The sequence below is a fragment of the Paraburkholderia phytofirmans PsJN genome, from assembly GCF_000020125.1.
GTDB classification, from domain to species: domain Bacteria; phylum Pseudomonadota; class Gammaproteobacteria; order Burkholderiales; family Burkholderiaceae; genus Paraburkholderia; species Paraburkholderia phytofirmans.
Map to the genome: position 1 here is coordinate 1,519,577 of NC_010676.1, position 17,568 is coordinate 1,537,144.

General features: G+C 63.7%; 15 protein-coding genes. 7 read left to right on the forward strand and 8 right to left on the reverse strand.

Going from position 1 to position 17,568, the window contains the following annotated elements:
* Positions 1-123 precede the first annotated feature (123 nt).
* On the reverse strand, positions 124-1,353 hold the full coding sequence (locus BPHYT_RS26530) for an NAD(P)/FAD-dependent oxidoreductase (protein WP_012427205.1): 1,230 nt from the start codon (positions 1,351-1,353) through the stop codon (positions 124-126).
* A gap of 396 nt (positions 1,354-1,749) precedes the next feature.
* On the opposite strand from BPHYT_RS26530, the gene BPHYT_RS26535 reads away from it, so the two are divergent.
* On the forward strand, positions 1,750-3,159 hold the full coding sequence (locus BPHYT_RS26535; protein ID WP_012427206.1) for an aminotransferase-like domain-containing protein: 1,410 nt from the start codon (positions 1,750-1,752) through the stop codon (positions 3,157-3,159).
* Between the two features lie 120 nt (positions 3,160-3,279).
* Positions 3,280-4,365: a TIGR03118 family protein gene (locus tag BPHYT_RS26540; RefSeq protein ID WP_012427207.1), complete on the forward strand. Its 1,086-nt coding sequence runs from the start codon at positions 3,280-3,282 to the stop codon at positions 4,363-4,365.
* 61 nt (positions 4,366-4,426) lie between these two features.
* On the opposite strand, the gene BPHYT_RS26545 is transcribed toward BPHYT_RS26540, so the two are convergent.
* The 3 genes from BPHYT_RS26545 to BPHYT_RS26555 form a co-directional block, all read right to left on the reverse strand.
* Positions 4,427-5,386: a hypothetical protein gene (locus BPHYT_RS26545; protein ID WP_012427208.1), complete on the reverse strand. Its 960-nt coding sequence runs from the start codon at positions 5,384-5,386 to the stop codon at positions 4,427-4,429.
* A 441-nt stretch (positions 5,387-5,827) separates the two neighbouring features.
* Complete coding sequence (locus BPHYT_RS26550; RefSeq protein WP_012427209.1) at positions 5,828-7,192, reverse strand: sigma-54 dependent transcriptional regulator; 1,365 nt, start codon at positions 7,190-7,192, stop codon at positions 5,828-5,830.
* A gap of 269 nt (positions 7,193-7,461) precedes the next feature.
* Positions 7,462-8,625, reverse strand: a complete 1,164-nt coding sequence (locus BPHYT_RS26555; RefSeq protein ID WP_012427210.1) for an epoxide hydrolase family protein — start codon at positions 8,623-8,625, stop codon at positions 7,462-7,464.
* Between the two features lie 147 nt (positions 8,626-8,772).
* Here BPHYT_RS26555 and BPHYT_RS26560 point away from each other — a divergent pair, with 147 nt between their 5' ends.
* Genes BPHYT_RS26560 through surE form a run of 3 tightly spaced genes read left to right on the forward strand, consistent with a single transcriptional unit; the run spans position 8,773 to position 10,718 of the window.
* The gene (locus tag BPHYT_RS26560; protein WP_012427211.1) at positions 8,773-9,144 is read left to right on the forward strand and encodes a CidA/LrgA family protein; all 372 of its coding nucleotides are present in this window, start codon (positions 8,773-8,775) and stop codon (positions 9,142-9,144) included.
* Positions 9,141-9,881, forward strand: a complete 741-nt coding sequence (locus BPHYT_RS26565) for an LrgB family protein (RefSeq protein WP_012427212.1) — start codon at positions 9,141-9,143, stop codon at positions 9,879-9,881. Before BPHYT_RS26560 ends, BPHYT_RS26565 begins: the two co-directional genes overlap by 4 nt.
* A 57-nt stretch (positions 9,882-9,938) precedes the next feature.
* Positions 9,939-10,718: a 5'/3'-nucleotidase SurE gene (surE, locus tag BPHYT_RS26570; protein ID WP_012427213.1), complete on the forward strand. Its 780-nt coding sequence runs from the start codon at positions 9,939-9,941 to the stop codon at positions 10,716-10,718.
* Between the two features lie 46 nt (positions 10,719-10,764).
* Here surE and BPHYT_RS38360 read toward each other — a convergent pair whose 3' ends face one another.
* Both BPHYT_RS38360 and BPHYT_RS26580 read right to left on the reverse strand, forming a co-directional pair.
* Positions 10,765-11,748 (reverse strand): DUF4148 domain-containing protein, encoded by a 984-nt coding sequence (locus tag BPHYT_RS38360; RefSeq protein ID WP_012427214.1) that lies wholly within the window; start codon positions 11,746-11,748, stop codon positions 10,765-10,767.
* A 321-nt stretch (positions 11,749-12,069) separates the two neighbouring features.
* The gene (locus tag BPHYT_RS26580; RefSeq protein ID WP_012427215.1) at positions 12,070-12,969 is read right to left on the reverse strand and encodes a DMT family transporter; all 900 of its coding nucleotides are present in this window, start codon (positions 12,967-12,969) and stop codon (positions 12,070-12,072) included.
* A 447-nt stretch (positions 12,970-13,416) separates the two neighbouring features.
* Here BPHYT_RS26580 and treA point away from each other — a divergent pair, with 447 nt between their 5' ends.
* Together treA and BPHYT_RS26590 are read left to right on the forward strand one after the other, a co-directional pair.
* Positions 13,417-15,090, forward strand: a complete 1,674-nt coding sequence (gene treA / locus BPHYT_RS26585; RefSeq protein ID WP_012427217.1) for an alpha,alpha-trehalase TreA — start codon at positions 13,417-13,419, stop codon at positions 15,088-15,090.
* Positions 15,091-15,215: 125 nt separating this feature from the next.
* Positions 15,216-15,803: an alpha-ketoglutarate-dependent dioxygenase AlkB gene (locus BPHYT_RS26590; RefSeq protein ID WP_012427218.1), complete on the forward strand. Its 588-nt coding sequence runs from the start codon at positions 15,216-15,218 to the stop codon at positions 15,801-15,803.
* 94 nt (positions 15,804-15,897) lie between these two features.
* On the opposite strand, the gene BPHYT_RS26595 is transcribed toward BPHYT_RS26590, so the two are convergent.
* Complete coding sequence (locus BPHYT_RS26595; protein ID WP_012427219.1) at positions 15,898-16,635, reverse strand: carbonic anhydrase; 738 nt, start codon at positions 16,633-16,635, stop codon at positions 15,898-15,900.
* 118 nt (positions 16,636-16,753) lie between these two features.
* Positions 16,754-17,389 (reverse strand): carbonic anhydrase, encoded by a 636-nt coding sequence (locus BPHYT_RS26600; protein ID WP_012427220.1) that lies wholly within the window; start codon positions 17,387-17,389, stop codon positions 16,754-16,756.
* Positions 17,390-17,568 lie beyond the last annotated feature (179 nt).

Below are 17,568 nucleotides of genomic sequence, written 5' to 3' on the forward strand. Positions count from 1 at the left end.
GCGAGATGTGACGTCGCGCGTGTGTGTGCAGATTGGCCGATCCGATGCGCGACGCGTCGAAACCGCTCTGCGATGCTTGTGGTAAAACCTTTAAAAAATCTGCTAACCAACTCTCAACTGCAATCAAAAGCGCGTGGCCGCATAGGGCGCGAGATCGAGCGGCGGCGCACGCTGTGCGATCAGATCGGCGACGATGCGCCCGCTCACGCCGGCCAGCGTCAAGCCCAGATGCTGATGACCGAATGCGTAGATCACGCGTGCGCTCGCGCGTGAGCGCGCCAGCACCGGCACGCCGTCGGGCAAGGTGGGCCGAAAGCCGAGCCAGTCGCTATCCGGTGTATCGAGTGCGGGTAACGCCCGCTTCGACGAAAACGTCAGCAGGTCGAGCAGCGAACGGTTGCGCGTGTCGCCGAAACCGGCGAGTTCGACCGTGCCCGCCACGCGCAGGCCGTCGCTCATCGGCGTCATGTAGAAACCGCGCTCGGCCCAGCCGACCGGCCGCGAGACTAACTGCTGCGCGCCGGGAAAGCGCACGTGATAGCCGCGTTCCGTATCCAGCGGAACCGAGTCGCCGCACTGGCTGGCGAACTGCGCCGAACGCGCGCCGGTCGCCACCACCACATGATCGAAACGCCGCGTCATGCCGCCGACCGTCAGGCTCGCGCTGTCCGTGCCGGGTTGCACCGCGTCAACGGTCGAGCGTTCGAGCTTCAGACCCTGCGCGGCGAGCTGTTCATACAGCGTCTGCAGAAAGCCTTGCGGATCGGAAAAATGCCAGCTGTTGCTGAACAGCACGCCGCGCTCGAAGATCGGCGCCAGCGCCGGTTCAAGTGCGCGAATGGCGGCGCCGTCGAGCACCTCGAACGCGACGCCCAGCTTGTGCCGCAGATCGAGCGCGGGACGCGCGGCATCGAACGAAGCCGCGTTCGAGTACAGATAGAGACACTCTCGCGGCCGGACAAAACGCGCCAACTCCGCATTGGCGAGTAGCGGCGCGTAGCCGTCCTGCGCGCAATCGAGCAGCGCGGCGAGCGCACCGGCGCTCGTTTCATAGCGCTGCGGCAGCGAACTCATCATGAAGCGCACGAGCCACGGCGTGAGATGCGGCAGATACCCCCAACGCAATCTGAACGGGCTTTGATTCGACAGCAGGAAGCGCGGCAAATCGCGGAACACGGACGGGTTGTTGACCGGGATGCACGCATAGTGCGCGAAGGTGCCGGCATTGCCGAACGACGCGCCCTGCCCCACGCCGGCCGGATCGAATAGCGTGACCCGATGGCCGTCGCGCATCAGTGCCACAGCGCTCGCGAGGCCGATGAATCCCGCTCCGATGATGGCAATCTCCGGCATCACTTGCGCCCTTCGCCGAGGCCCATGCGCGCGTGTCCAGTGAACGAGCCGGCACCGGATTTCCGCCTGCTGGCGCGCGCGGAGGACTGGGGAAATCTCATCGGACAACTCCTGCGGACAGATTGCTGAACACCGCCCGGCGACGTCTCCCGATTCACGCCACCAGACAAACCATGGCATCTAGAATCACACAATATTTTTTTGTGTGCAATTAAAACGCACATTGTGTGGCCCTGGCACTTTCCCTGGATCGTCGCGGGTGTGCTCCTTGCCAGCGCGCCGGGGCCGGGCGAGCAGGCGCTTGAAGCGCTTGCAGTCGGGCAGGTCTGGTATAGAATCGGCAAAACTCCGCACAATCGCGGACAAAGCCGGTTTTGTATGGAGACACCTGATCTTATGGCTTCTGACAAAGACGCCGCCCGCTCCGCCCCTGGCGCGCCGGAGCAGGCGAAACGCTCCACCTATATCGAGGTGTCCAGTTCGATCGAAAACGAGATCCGCAGCGGCATCTATCCGCCTGGCAGCCGCCTGCCGCCGCAGCGGCAACTGGCCACCGAACTGGGCATCAACGTGTCCACGGTGTCGCGTGCGTACAAAGAATTGCAGCTGCGCGGACTGGTGATCGGCAGCAAACGGCGCGGCTCGCTCGTGACCGGGGGCGCGATGCCGAGCGTCGAGCCCGCGCAGGCCCGGGCCACCAGCAACGCGGTAATCGATCTGACCGTCAACCGTCCGGCCACGGGCGAGTTCCTGAACTGCCTCGCTCGCACGCTGGCCGATTTGCCGCGCGATCCGCGCTACCCGCAGTTGCAGGAGTACCAGCCGCCGCAAGGGCCCGCGTGGGCGCGCGCGGCCGGCGCGCGCTGGATGGCCGCGCCTGGCTTTGCCCCGTCGGCCGATCACGTGGTCGTCACGAGCGGCGCGCAGCATGGTCTGTATGCGGTGTTGAACAGCCTGATCGGCACCGACGGCGTGATCCTCGCCGATCAACTCACCTACTACGGCCTCAAAGCGCTCGCGCCGGTGTTCCAGTTCGAGATCGTCGGTATTCCTAGCGATCGCGAAGGGCTGCTGACCGACGAAGTGGAGCGCGCCTGCCGGCGCATGCCGGTGAAAGCGATTTTCACCGTGCCGAATCTGCAGAATCCGACCGTCACGACCATGAGTCTCGAACGGCGCATGGCGCTCGTCGATATTGCCCGCCGGCACGGCGTGGCGATCATCGAGGACGATGTATATGGACCGCTTGTCTCGCAACGCCTGCCGACGATCGCGAGCCTGTGCCCGGAACTCACTTTTCACCTCGCGGCTACGTCGAAGATCCTTGCCCCTGGCTTGCGGCTCGGTTATCTGCTGAGCCCGCCGGACAGCGCCGCGCTTTGCGCGGAAGCCGTGCGCACAACCGCATGGATGCCCGCGCCGATGTCGATGCTGATCGCCTCGATCTGGATCGAGGACGGCACCGCGCGCCACATCATGGACGCGCAGCTCGCCGAGATTCGCGCGCGTCAGGACCTCGCGCGCGAACTGCTGCCGCAGGAGTTGCTGCAGACCGATCCGGCATGCATGTTCGTGTGGCTGAAGCTGCCGCCGCCGTGGCGCGCCGACGACTTCGCGGCCAACGCGAAAGCGCGCGGCGTCGTGGTGATGCCGTCGTCGGCGTTCGCCGTCGACCGGTCGGAGATCGAGCATGGCGTGCGAATCAACCTCGCCTGCGCGACCAGCCGCGATCAGCTCGTAAGCGCGCTGCGGCTCCTGACCGGCACGCTCAAGGATCGTCCGCGCGCACTGTTCGGCACAATATGACGCGCCGCCCGACTGGCCGCTTCGCGTCGATCAAAAAAACTTCTTTGCCAAGGAATAAAGGCGCGACGCCGTGCGTTCAATAGGCGCAATGACCATCGGTCATGACAGAGAGGTGCGGCCATGAAATCTGTGCTTAAGGCATTGGGCGTCGTCGTGGGCGGCGCGGCATTGGTGAGTCTTGTCGCGTCGTGCGGCGGTTCCGATTCGGTCAACAACCAATCGTTTACGTCGACGGCACTCGTATCGGACGGCGCCGTCGCTGCGGCGCACACGGACCCTAATCTGAAGAACGCATGGGGCGTTGCGTTCAATCCAAAAGGTTTCGTCTGGGTGGCCGATAACGCTACCTCGCTGGCAACGCTTTATGACGGCAACGGCACGCCGCAATCGCTTGTCGTCAGCATTCCGAACGGAATCAACGGACCGGCGAATCCGACCGGCATCGTGTTCAACGGCACGACGGATTTCGTCGTGACTCAGGGCGCCAAATCCGGCGTGGGCGCCTTTATCTTTGCCGGCGAAGGCGGCACGATCACCGCGTGGGCGCCGGCGGTCGGGCCCACCAACGCGTTCGTCGTGTTCGACAGCGGCAGCGCCGCCGCGGTCTACAAGGGCCTCGCGCTGGCCAGCAACGGCGGCGCCAACTTCCTCTACGCCGCCGACTTTCACAACAACAGAATCGACGTCTTCGACAAGAGCTTCGTGAAGGTCTCGACGCCCGGCAAGTTCCAGGACGCGTCGCTCCCGGCGGGCTTTGCGCCGTTCGGCATTCAGGCGATCGGCACAAAACTCTTCGTGACGTACGCGAAGCAGGACGCGGCGGCGCACGACAACGTCGACGGCCCCGGCCTCGGCTTCGTGGATGTCTATGACGCGGCGGGCAACCTGTTGCAGCGTTTCGCCTCGGGGGGCGTGCTGAATGCGCCGTGGGGCATCGCGCAAGCGCCGGCCAATTTTGGACGCTTCAGTGGCGACGTGCTGATCGGCAATTTCGGTGACGGCACGATCAACGCCTTCGATCCGGCGAGCGGCCGGTCTCTCGGCGCCATCAACTTGCCCGACAACACGTCGTTCGTGCAGCACGGCCTGTGGGGGATCGCTTTCGGCAATGGGCTCAGCAATCAGCCGGTCAACACGCTGTTTTTCGCAGCCGGGCCGAATGACGAAGCGAACGGCGTATATGGACGCATCGACGTGAAAATGTGACCGGCGAACGGGCGCTGCGAGCGCTCGCCGCCGTGCGAAAGTGACTGGCACGGCGGCCTCTTCACGCCGTGCAGCGCATGCGCGCCGCGAGCCGCTCCACGTTCAGCATCCTTACGATCCGCTTGAGCGCGTGACGCACGCGGCCGCGCAAATGCGCCGCGCGCATGGTGCGCCAGAAGCGGTCCGGCGCGAAGTCGTCGAAACGCGCTTCTTTTTCGAGCAGTGCCTTGCCGCCGGGCAAATGCACGAACGAACAGCAGCGGAACCAGCGCAAATCCCGATAGTTGTTGCCGGCCCAATGGCGTCCCACAGCCTGATACGCTCCGACTTCGATCAGCACTTGTCCTTCGTCACTGAGCGCATTGAGCGCGGCTGAGATGAACGCTTCGTCGCCGTGATGCCTCAGACGCTCGCTTTCGCTGAGATAGCGTGCGTAACTGGCGCGCGCGCGCGGCACCAGCCGGCGCAACGCGGCGGGTGTCGCGATCAGAAATTCGCCGCCGTACCAGCGCGGATTCATCAGGCGCCGTTCCGCGACGATTTCCAGATCCGCGACCACGCGCTCGCTGCCGTACGCCGGAAATACCTGATCCGAAATATCGAAGACACCGAGACCGGCTTGCGCGCATCGTTCGATCAGATCGGGATCGAGCGGCAGCAGCGCCACCATGTCGGCGTCGAGCAGCAACATCATCGTGTCGGCGGGCAAGCTCTCCGCCACCTGGTCCATCAGGTCGAGTTTGAAATGCGCGGCGTAGAACGGCGTGTTCTTCGGCAACTCGATCGTCGCGGTAAGCAACGTCACCGCCGGGCGATTCTCCGCCGGCATACCCGCGAGCCGGCGCGCGACCTGCTCCGGCGCGTTGGTCATGATCGTCAAGGTCGGCAGGCCCACGCGCCGCAAGCTGTTATTCAGGCAGATCGCCTGACTCACATACGAGAGCGGATCGCGATTCGTCGAGTTGGGACCCGGCTTCGCATCGACATCGACATAAACGAGAGTGCACGGAAAAAGATTCACGTTGCTCCTCAGCACGCGTGAGCGACGGACCGCCTTTTGAGCGATGCCGTGATTGTCGGAGGTTGATCCACATGTTCTTGCCTGAGGCGCGGTAGCACCTGCAAGCTGCGCGACGTATGAAAATCGCGAATCGTGCCGTCGCGGCGTCACAGTCGAGCCGGGCACGCTGATCTGCGGCGATGGAGTTGGATGAACCGGGGCGCAGGCATCAGGGTTGGTCTATCGTTTCACGTCCTTGCATTGCCTTTCCGCCAAAACGCAGAGAGATTGACGTGACGCTATCGCAAGCTAATGCGAACCAATGGGCATCGCGCAATAATTGCGGATTCGTTTCGGAGTGTCGCGAATAACTTACCCGTTGCAAGCTGTCGATGCGCTTGCGATTGACAGACACTTCATTTGCATGCCCGCGCGTTCGCAACTTTGCGACAGACGAACGCGCTATTCCGCCGCGTCCGGTTCGTCTCCGTATCGCATGCCATGTGAAGTGAGCAGACGGTAAAGCGTGGTGCGCGAGATGCTGAGTTCGCGCGCGGCGTCGCCGGGGCGGCCGCGATGGCGTAGAAGTGCGAGTTCGATTGCCTGGCGTTCGGCGGTTTCGCGCGCCCGCGCGAGTGTGATGGGCACGGCCGTGACATAGCTCGACAGTTCGAGGTCCTCGGCGGTGATGGTGCGAGTCTCCGACATCACGATCGCGCGCCGAACGCGGTTGATCAACTCCCGCACATTGCCCGGCCAGTCGTATCGATGCATCGCGGCGATCGCGTCCGGCGCGAAGCCGTAGAGGCGGCGGCTCGCGTCCGTGCGGTAGCGCTCCAACGTGTAGAGCGCGAGCAGTTCGATGTCCTTGCCGCGCGCGCGCAGCGGCGGTTCGTCGATCCTCAGCACGCACAGGCGGTGGTACAGGTCCGCGCGAAAGCGGCCGTCTTCGATCGCGGCTTCCATATCGACGTGAGTCGCGGAGATGATGCGCACGTCCACATCGATCGAACCGTCGCCACCCAGCCGGCTGATGGTGCTCTCCTGCAGAAAGCGCAGCAGGCTCGCCTGACTCTCGAACGGCAGATCGCCGATTTCGTCGAGAAACAGCGTGCCGCCATTCGCCGCTTCGACGCGACCGACCCGGCGCTGATTCGCACCGGTGAATGCACCGCGCTCGTAGCCGAACAATTCGGATTGCAGCAGTTGCGCGGGAATCGCGCCGCAATTGATGGCGACGAACGGCGCGTCGCGGCGAGGCGAACGCGCGTGAATCGCTGCCGCGGTCAGTTCCTTGCCGGTGCCGGATTCGCCGGAAATGAAAACGGGCGCATTGGTCGTCGCAACTTTGCGGACCGCGCGGAACAGCGCGTACATGGCATCGCACGTACCGATCATCTGGCCTTCGGCGGTGGACGTGTCGAGACAGGCGGGCTCGCCGAGTGAAATCATGCCGCAGGCGTGGCCTACGGTGTCGACGATCCGCTCATTCGCAGCGGGGAGCGTCACGTAGTCGAAGCAGTAGTCGCGCACCAGGCGGCGCGGGATCGCGTCGTCGAGGTGCGTGGCGGCCGCCATCGCCACCCAGCCGATGTTCGGCATGGCGAGACAGGTTTCCAGCGCGGCGGCCTCGCCTGGCTCGAACACGCTGGACAGATCGACGAGACCGCCCGCCAGCGAGCCGCCTTGCGCGAATTGCCGGACTTCACGCACCGAGCCGACGACCTCGACGTCCCACTCGCGCTCCCGAAAGCTCGCCAGCAATCCTGGCGCGGGATCGCGCGTGAAGTAGATGACGCGTCGCGTAATGGCCTTGGTTTTCTGCATCGTCGTTTCTTGTTTGTCCCTCAGCACCTGCCCTGAACCGTATTGCGAAGAGACGCTTCGTCACTGCCGTGTTCCGGTGAATCCGTGCGACCTTCAAATCATACGTGCTGGCGTAAGGACGGCGGCACAGTCTGACCAAATTTAACGGTTCAAGAGCAGCCGCCGTTTATACGATTTGTTGTCTAGCCAAATCGGGGTATTCGTACAGATGTCCGCATGGGGCGTCGGTTCTAACGCGGTCTGCTGCAGCATCGCGGCCGCGTTTTTGACTAGCGCCGCTGCTGCCGCAGCGGCCGGAAGAACTGGCGAATTTCCCCGGCGAGCAGATCGGGTTTTTCCATTGCAGCGAAATGTCCGCCGCCCGGCATGTCGGCCCACTGCACGACGTCGAACGTTCTTTCGAGCCAACTGCGCGGCGGGTGATTGATCTCCTTCGGAAAATGCGCGAAACCGACAGGCGGCGTGACGCGTTGACCTTCCGCGAAACGCATCGGCTGCAAGCCGTTTTCCCAGTACATCTGGATCGCCGGGCCGATGCACTGCGTGTACCAGTAGAGCGAGATGTTGGTGAGCAGATCGTCTTTCGAAAACACACGCTCCACGTCGCCTTCGCAATCGCTCCATGCGCGAAACTTCTCACCGATCCATGCAGCGAGTCCCACCGGCGAATCGTTAAGCGACGCAGCGAGCGTTTGCGGCTTGGTGCTGTGCATGTGCGCGTAGCCGCCCTCCTTCGCGGCCCACTCGTTTTTCTCGCGCAAGAAATTTTCTTCGGCTGGCGTAAGCGGCTTTTGCGCCGCGCCGATGGCCGGCTCATACGAGCTTGGCAGGAAGTTGAGATGAATGCCGTCGACGGCTTGCGGATGCCGCGCGGCGAGCGCGATCGACACGCCCGCGCCGAGATCGCCGCCTTGCGCGCCGAAGCGCTCATAGCCGAGGCCTCGCATCAGCGAGGCCCACAAATCGGCCACTTGCCACGCGGATGTGCCGGGTTGCACGGGCGCCTGCGAAAACGCGAAGCCGGGCAGCGACGGCACGACGACATCGAAGGCATCGGCAGGATCGCCGCCGGACGCGGCCGGGTCGCATAAGCGGTCGAGCAGCGCATGAAATTCGAAGAACGAGCCGGGCCAGCCATGGGTGATCACAAGCGGATACGGTGCGGGCCCCGCACCGCGCCGATGGACGAAATGCACGCGCTGCCCTTGCACATCGGCGAGAAATTGTGGCTGCCGATTCAAGCCGCGCTCGGCCGCGCGCCAGTCGAAACGCTCGGCCCAGTACTCAGCGAGTTCGCGCAGCCATGTGGCATCGGCGCCCTGTTGCCAGGCCGGTGACGGCGTCGCCGGCGCCCATCGGGTCGCGCGAATACGCCGGCGAAGATCCTCGATCTCGCGATCGTCGATTGCAATCTGAAATGCTTGTATCTGCATGGCAACTCGCCTGGGACGGTGTGTTGGTTGACGTGCGCATCTACCTCAAACAGCAAAGGCCGCGCCTTGCTCAGGCAGCGAGGCTGCACAAGGCAATCCTCATGGTACACAATGGCGCATTTTCCGTTTCGCGTTCCGGAGACTGCCATGCTTCAAGCGCTCGCCGTCCTGCTCATTTTTCAGTGCCTGGGCGAAGGTGTGTCGTACGTGTTCCATTTGCCTGTGCCGGGTCCGGTGATCGGCATGCTGCTGTTGTTCGGCTTCCTCATGCTGCGCCCACAAACCACCGATGCTATCGAGCCGACCGCGCTCGAATTGCTCCGCCACCTGTCCTTGCTATTCGTTCCAGCGGGCGTCGGCATCATGGTGTCGGCAAGCCGGATTCGCGGCGACGCCGTCGCGGTGATCGTCTCCATTGCGGTCAGCACGACGCTCGCGATTGCGGTGGCAGCGCTCGTCACGCGCGCGTTGATGCGCCGCCAGCGCCGTGAGCCCTCCGCGACAGAGTCCGCATCATGACCGCCATTCCGAAGCTCGGCGCGATCTGGGTGTATCTCGCCGCGAGTCCCTTGCTCGGGTTGACGATTACGCTGATCGCCTACCTCATTGCCCAGACGATCTATGCGAAGGCGCGCTTCAATCCGCTTGCCAATCCCGTGCTGATCGCGGTGGCGCTGCTGGTCCTGCTGCTCGAGATCACCGGCACACCGTATGCGACGTACTTTGAAGGCGCGCAATTCGTTCACTTTCTGCTGGGCCCCGCGACCGTGGCGCTCGCACTGCCGCTTTACCGGCAGTGGCCGAAGCTGCGCCGCTCCGCGTTGCCGCTGATCGGCGGGCTGGTGGCGGGATCGTTGACGGCCATCGTTTCGGCGGTCGGCGTGGCGGCGCTGTTCGGCGCGTCGCATCAAACGCTTGCGTCGCTCGCACCCAAATCCGCGACCACGCCGATCGCGATGGCGGTCGCTTCCGAGATCGGCGGCATTCCGTCCTTGACCGCCGTGCTCGTCATTTCGACCGGCGTATTCGGCGCCGTGTTCGCGCGTACGATTCTCAACGCGCTGCGCATCGCCGAACCCGAGGTGCGCGGTTTCGCGCTGGGCATTGCGTCACATGGCATCGGCACAGCGCGCGCTTTTCAGGTGAGCGAGGAAATGGGCGCGTTCGCCGGCCTCGGCATGGGCCTGAACGGCGTGTTCACCGCGTTCGTCGTACCGGTGTTGATGCCGCTCGCGGCGCGCTGGCTGACGGGCTGAACGATGGCTGGATAATGATGCATACCTTCCCCTACCCACCCAAAGGAGTTAGCCGCGATGCCCGCCTATGAATCCAAAGTGCCGCGAGTCCTGTTGACGAACGACGACGGTATCGACGCGCCCGGCCTCGCCGTACTCGAAGCAGTGGCCGCCGAGCTCGCGCACGAAGTCTGGGTCGTCGCGCCCGAGCACGATCAGAGCGGCACGTCGCATTCGATCAGCCTGCATTCGCCGTTGCGTGTAAGCCGCCAGGGCGAGCGGCGTTTCGGCGTGGCCGGCACGCCCGGCGATTGCGTCGTGATGGGCGTGCGCCATCTGATGCGCGACACGCCGCCCACGCTGATTCTTTCCGGCATCAATCGCGGCGGCAATCTCGGTGTGGAAACGATGTTTTCGGGCACGGTCGGCGCTGCCATGACGGGGCTGCTGCTCGGCTTGCCGTCGTTTGCGCTGAGCCAGACCTTCAGCAATCGCGACAACGTGCGCTGGGACACCGCGCGCGCACTCGCGCCCGGCGTGATCCGTCAGTTGCTTGCCATCGAGCAGGCGGCGCCCACCTGCCTGAACATCAACTTTCCCGACGTCGACGCGGCGCTTGCCGGTCCGCTCACGCCGACTCGCCAGGGCGTTGGACTCGTCGAAGATATCGACGTGTTGCCGCAAGTCGATCCGCGCGGCATGGCGTATCACTGGTTGCGCTTTCAACGCGGCGCGCGCGCGAACGATCCCGATAGCGAAACGGCCGTGGTGGCGTCGGGGCGCGTATCGGTCACGCCGCTCGCTTTCGATCGCACCGACGAGCCCACCTTCGCGCGGCTCGCGGCTTCGCTGAGTTAAACCCGTGGCCTGAGCTTCCGCCAGGCGTCGGTCGGTTTGCGCGGCGTTACGGACGCGGCGCGCTGGTGAGACTCGGTGCCCCGCCCGGCCCCGCGGGGTCGGGATTGCCGAATGCGGGAAGGCTGCCGTTTTCCCGGGCGCGGACGATTTCCGCGCGCACCTGCGAGCGCGTTTTCGGGCCGTCGTCCGATCTCGTCACCGTGCCGCCGGAGGGCATGGACTGCACCAACGGCGGTGACGGTAGCGTGGCTTGCGTGGTCAGGTCGGCTTGGGGCTCCGTCGGTGCGATTGGAACCGTCGGCGGTTTTTGCGGCACTTGCTCGACCAGTGGAGGCGTCACGACGCCCGGCGCGCTGCTCGCGCTCTGCATCGCTTTCATCCCGGTCTGAATAGATGAAGGCTGCCTCGCCATAGCCGGTCCACCGCTAATCGGCGTTCTCGCGCTCGGCGCGCTATTGCTGTCGACGCGCGCTACCAGGTTGTCCAACGCCGTCTGACTCTTCGCATAACTCGTCACGCGATTCGTCTCGCGATTTGCCTGCTCGCGGCCCACAGCGCGGCTTTCACGCGACCGGCCATGTTTCGCCGACGAAGACATCCGCACCGGCTTCGCAGCCGGTTGCTGCGCCTTGTCGACTCGCGCCGTGTTCACTGCACGCTGCTCGTTATCCGCGCGCGCCTGGACTTCCTTTTGCAACGCGCGCACCTGATCGTCGTCCTGTTGAGCGGAAGGGACCGCGTCCAGTTGCGCCTGCGCGGCAGCAAGATCGTTGCGTTGCAGACTATTGCGCGCCGCCTGCAGGCTGCTGGCCGAAGCACCGCTCGAATCGTTGCGAGCAGTGACCGGACCGGATATGACCGCGCCGCTAATGGTGTCGCCGCGCGTGCGGTAAGCCGGCGTATCGCCTCGCGCGGAACCGAATTCGTCCGTCGACTGCCAGGGCTTGCCGGCTTGCGACACATACGCAGCGATTGCAACAGCGCCGACGACGAGACTTGTGAGAACGATCTTCCTGGGTTCGCTATACATGACGTCTCCCCCTTCAGTCGAGTTACATGCGCGTGCGCGGCTTCACAAACGTGCGCGGATTCATCAGAGGTTAGCGGCGAATGAGGCTGTTCGACGCCGCAGCGATGACCGCGCGCTCGTGCCGATCAAGTCACGTACGGAGGCGCACGCGAGCTGGATGCGCTCATTTTCTATTTATATTCTTGGGGCGTCGAATCGTCGGATTGTGCATACCACGTTGGCCGAAAAAGCCAGTTCAACGTGTATTTATTCCCGACGATGGTTGGAACTACCAGGCAATCCGGCAAGACCGGAGCGTGCTCGCCAATTCACCACAGGTATCTATACGAGCGGCCCTTCTTGCTGCTTTCCACGCATCGCAACGGCAACCGAACTGGTCACAATCAATGCAATGCCGAGCAGCGACATGGCGCCGATCGTTTCGCCCCACGCCACATAACCGAACAGCGCCGCCCACACGATGCTCGTGTAGTTATACGGCGCGAGCGCGCCGGCGTCGGCCTGGCGAAATGCCATGGTCATCAGCAATTGCCCGGCCGTGGCGAAGCCGCCGAGCAAGGCCATCACCGCGAGCGCCTGGAGCGTAGGCGCGCGCCACGCGAAAAACAGCGAAACGCTAGTGACAATCGTGCCGATCACCGTGAAATACAGCACCGTCGTGCCCGAATCGTCCGAGGCGCGAATGCGCTTGATCTGAATGATCGACAGCGCGCCGAAGAAGGCGCTCGACATCAGTAGGACAGGACCGAGCCAACTCGAATGCGAGCCGTCCGGACGCACCACGAACAGCACGCCGACAAAGCCGACCGCTGCAGCCAGCGCATCGCGCGGCTTCAACGCCTCCTTCAGCAGCAGCGGCGCGAGTACGATCACCAGCAAGGTCTCCGAGTAGACGATCGCCACTGCTTCGCTAAGCGGCATGTACGGCAGACCCGCGAAGAAGAGACCTGAGGCGCCAAGCAACGTCAGTGCGCGAAGGGTCTGCCCGCGCACGTCCATGTGCCTGATCCGCTCGACGAGCGGCTTGCCGCGCAGGCATACCGCGACAGCCGGCAGCAGGCCGAACAGCATGCGAAAGAACGTCACTTCGTTGGCCGGATAAGCGAGCGTTACGGATTTGGCGAGCGCATCGACCAGCGCGAAACAGAACATCGACACGAGGATCAGCGCAACGCTGCGCAGGGGCACGGCGCTCGTGCGGACAGCGGTGATGGGCGGCATGGACTTTCCTGGGAGCGCGCGAAACGACGCGTCGCCCCGGTTTCGCGGGCCGGCTGCGCGGCTCGCATGGGTGGAAATCGGATTATGCCTGCGCCGCCGCGAAGGGATCGACAAGCACCGTGACAATTGATTCGAACTGCGCCGTCCCTACGACTAATTGCGGCTCGCCTGGCGTGATCTCGCGAGCCACATTACCTACTTCGTCGGCCCGCACCGTAAGGACGCGCGCATTATCTTCTGGGAAGCGCATCAGCGGACCGGCAGTAAGTGCACATATACCAGCCCGTCTTGTGCAGCGCAGCGGCATGCGTACCTCGCGTATGCCTTCCGCATCGGCGTTTGTAACGCCCCGTGATTTGTGCGATGCTAGCCACGCCCTGGTTATCCCTAGAAGAAACATTGGGCGCGAGGCAGACCGATCCTGTTGTCCATTCCTCTGGAGGAGACATGATTGAGTCATCGCAACCGCGCAACTTCGGCCGCGCCGGCATCGCATCCCGCACCGCTTTCCGTAGCGTCGAATCCACCAGGCTGCATCGCATAGCGGCCGCTTCAAGCTTCGTCTTCCTGATCAATCTCGCCGGCGTCTGCCATGCCGACACCCAGGTCGGCGGGCCACTTCCGCCCGCGCCCGACAAACTCTACGGCGATCTCTTCGTCGCCGTGCAAACCGCGCAGATTTATCCGGACCAGAAGACCTTCGTCGACGCAACGCCGAATGCCGATCCCGCCGCGATCGTGCAACTGTACGAGCAGCAGAAGCACAACCCCGGCTTTTCGCTGGCGAAGTTCGTCAACAAATACTTCACGCCACCGAGCGAGCCGGTCATCACGCCACCCGCCAATCAGACGCTGCGTGAACACATCAACTGGCTATGGCCCGCGCTGACCCGCACCACCACCAGCGCGCCGCCGAACAGCTCGCTGATTCCATTGCCGAAACCCTATGTGGTGCCCGGCGGCCGGTTCCGCGAAGGCTACTACTGGGACACCTATTTCACGATGCTGGGTCTGCAGGAATCGGGCAACGAAAATCTGGTCGACGACATGCTCGACAACTTCGCCTACGAGATCGATACCTTCGGCCACATTCCAAACGGCAATCGCACCTACTATCTGGACCGTTCGCAGCCGCCGTTTTTCTCGCACATGGTGGAACTCGCGGCAAAGATGGAAGGCCACGGCGTCTATCAGAAGTACCTGCCGGCGTTACGCAAGGAATACGCGTACTGGATGCAGGGCGAGTCCACCACGCGACCCGGCTCGGCCACGCGCAATGTCGTCGTGATGCCGGATCGCACGGTGCTCAACCGCTACTGGGATGAGCTCGACACGCCGCGCGACGAATCGTACCTGGAGGACATTCAGACCGCGCAACAGGCGAGCGGCCGCAATCCGAACGACGTCTACCGCGAGTTGCGCGCCACCGCCGAAAGCGGCTGGGATTTCAGCTCGCGCTGGTTCGGCGACAACATGACGCTCGCGACGGTGCGCACCACGTCGATTATTCCGGTCGACCTGAACAGCCTGATGTTCCATCTCGAGATCACCATCGCCAAGGGTTGCGGCGAGACGCGCGATTTCCGCTGCGTCGGCGAATTCGCGCAACGCGCCGCGAAGCGTGCGCTCGGCATCAACCGCTATCTGTGGAATCCCAACGGCTATTACGGCGACTATGACTGGCAGCTCGCCAGGCCGCGCGACAACAAGACGGCGGCGATGGTGTTCCCGCTGTTCGTCGGCGCCGCGTGGCCGGATCGCGCGCTCAAGACGGCGAAACAGGTGCAGTCCACCTTGCTGCAACCGGGCGGCCTCGTCACGACGACCTACAACACCACGCAGCAGTGGGACGCGCCGAACGGCTGGGCGCCGCTGCACTGGGCGGCCATTCAGGGCTTGAAGCGTTATGGTCAGGACGCGCTCGCGCAACAGATCGGCACGCGCTTTCTCAGCGACGTCAAAGGCGTCTATGCGTCCGATCAGAAGCTGGTCGAGAAATACGTGGTGGAAGGCTCGGGAACGGGCGGCGGCGGCGGTGGCGAATATCCGCTGCAGGACGGCTTCGGCTGGACCAACGGCGTGACGCTCAAGTTGCTCGACCTGTACAGCCCGGGCGATTGAGTCCGCACGGAGGGCGGTCCGGCGGTCGCGGCAGGTCATGAACACTGTATAAAAACACAGTATAATGATTTGCCCGAGCCGCCCTTCGTTGCGTGACCGCGCGGCGCCCAACCCACGTTGGAATCATGGTGTCCCAGCAAGCCCTATTCGCGCCAGAGCCCATCGCCCTTCTCCATGACGAGGAAGGCGGAATCCGCTATCTGCCCGAGTCGATCCCGGCTGCCACGGCGCAGGCGTGGTTCGAGACTGCGCTGCGCAATGTCGGCTGGCTTAGTCAGCAGCGCATGATGTACGACCGCGAAGTCGCCGTGCCGCGTCTGCTCGCCACCTTCGCCCGCGATGCCGGCGATCTGCCCGCGCCTTTGGGCGAGGCATTCGAAGCCGTACGCGCGCTAGTGGGTGCGCCGTTCAATCGCGTCGGTCTTAATCTCTATCGCGACGGCAGCGACAGCGTCGCGCCGCACAGCGACAAAACAGAGAAGCTGGTGCCCGCCCAGCCGATAGCGATCGTTTCGCTCGGCGCGAGTCGCCGCATGACGATCCGGCCGAAAGTCGGCGTCGGCGCAGGACGCATCGTGCATGTCGAACTGGAGCCCGGCAGTTGTCTCGTCATGAGCTATGCGTCGCAATTCACGCATGAGCACGGTATTCCCAAGCTTGCGGGTGTCACACAGCCGCGCATCAGCCTCGCGTTTCGCTGCTTCAGCGGTTGACGAGCGCGAGCAGCGGTTCTGGCTTCACCGCTTTGAACCGCTCATTTCAGCCATGCACGGAATCAGCCGGCGTGACATCCGGGCAAGAGTCGCATCAGAGCAACGTGACCTTCCCCGTCGCGAGATCGTAGATACCGCCGACAATCTTCACCTTGCCGCTCTTCACATACGGCCCGATAAGCGGTCTGGATACGATCAGCCGGTTGGCATTCAACCTGACGTTTTCGATGGTGGTTTGCGCGACGAGATCCTCGCCTGGATCTCCCTTCGCCACTTTCGCCACTTTCGCCATCTGCATGGCCGGCTTGATCGCGCGGACCAGTTCGGGCAGATGGCCGGGCAAACGAGCGCCATCCTTGAGCGCCTTGACCGTAGCCGTCACCGCGCCACACTGCGTATGCCCGAGCACCATGATGAGCGGCACGCCGAGGAATTCGACGCCGTATTCGAGGCTCGCGAGAATATCGTCGTTGACGAAATTGCCGGCCACGCGCACCACGAACAGATCGCCCGGCCCCTGATCGAAGGCAAGCTCCGGCGCGACCCGCGAATCCGCACAGCCAACGATCGCCGCAATCGGATACTGCGCCGAAACACGCGCCGCGCGGCCCGCGGAATAGTCCTTGTTTGAAGGGTTATTCGCGGCGTAGCGGGCGTTGCCCTGCATCAGGCGATCAAGCGCTTCGGAAGGTGGAATCGAATTCGGCCCATTGGCGGACGCAGGTTCGGCCGCCACCGCAACGCGCTGCGACAACCCCGCCAGCGTGATCGACGACGCACCGGCCAGCAGCAGATTGCGCCGCATGGGGGAAGACAGATGACGGCCGCACATGGCTCGCCTCCTATGTCATGAGCAACGCCCCAGCGGTGCCGTTCGAGCCGGCATGAGCCGTGAAAGTTGGTCGCGCACGCGACGTCTCATCGTGCGCCTCTCACGTTCAAACATCAAGTTAGACGGCGTAGATGTCCGGGTTGTCCACCAGCGGCAAGAATTTTCCGCTAGGTCCGTCGAGCGCGAGCATCGTGCCGGTTTCGATATCGAAGATCCAGCCGTGCAGCCGCAGCGTTTTGTTCGCGAGCCCGACTGCCACCGAAGGATGCGTGCGGATGTTCGCGAGTTGCGCAATCACGTTGTCCTTGACCAGCGCGGAGAGACACTCGGCGTCCGAATGGTAAGTGCGTGATGCGTTGATGGCCTTGGCCGCATCCGCGTGACGCAGCCAGCCCGCCACCGCCGGCAGATGATCGAGATTCTTGCAGGTCGAGATTGCCGTCATTGCACCGCAATTCGAGTGGCCGCAAATCACGATATCGCGCACGCCCAACACGGCCACCGCGTACTCGACGGTCGCCGACACGCCGCCCGGCTCCGGGCCATACGACGGCACGATATTGCCCGCGTTGCGGATCACGAACAGCGAACCGGGCTCGGTCTGCGTCAGCAACTCGGGCACGACACGGCTGTCCGAGCACGTCACGAAAAGCGTGCTGGGACTTTGCGCCATCGACAGGCGCTTGAACAATGCGCTCTGCTGCGGAAAGACTTCCTGTTGAAAGCGGATGAGACCTTCGATGATTTCCTGCACGGTTGTTCTCCAGATAAATCGAAGCCTGAGCCTGCAGTGCTCACGATAATATGAAAGCCGGGAGCATACATGCGATCTATTGGCGCGACTATACCGCAGCCTCAACCGCAGTCTCAACCGCAGCCGCGAACCGGACAACCATGCGGGCGCGTGCGCAGCGAAATAAAAAAAGCCCCGGC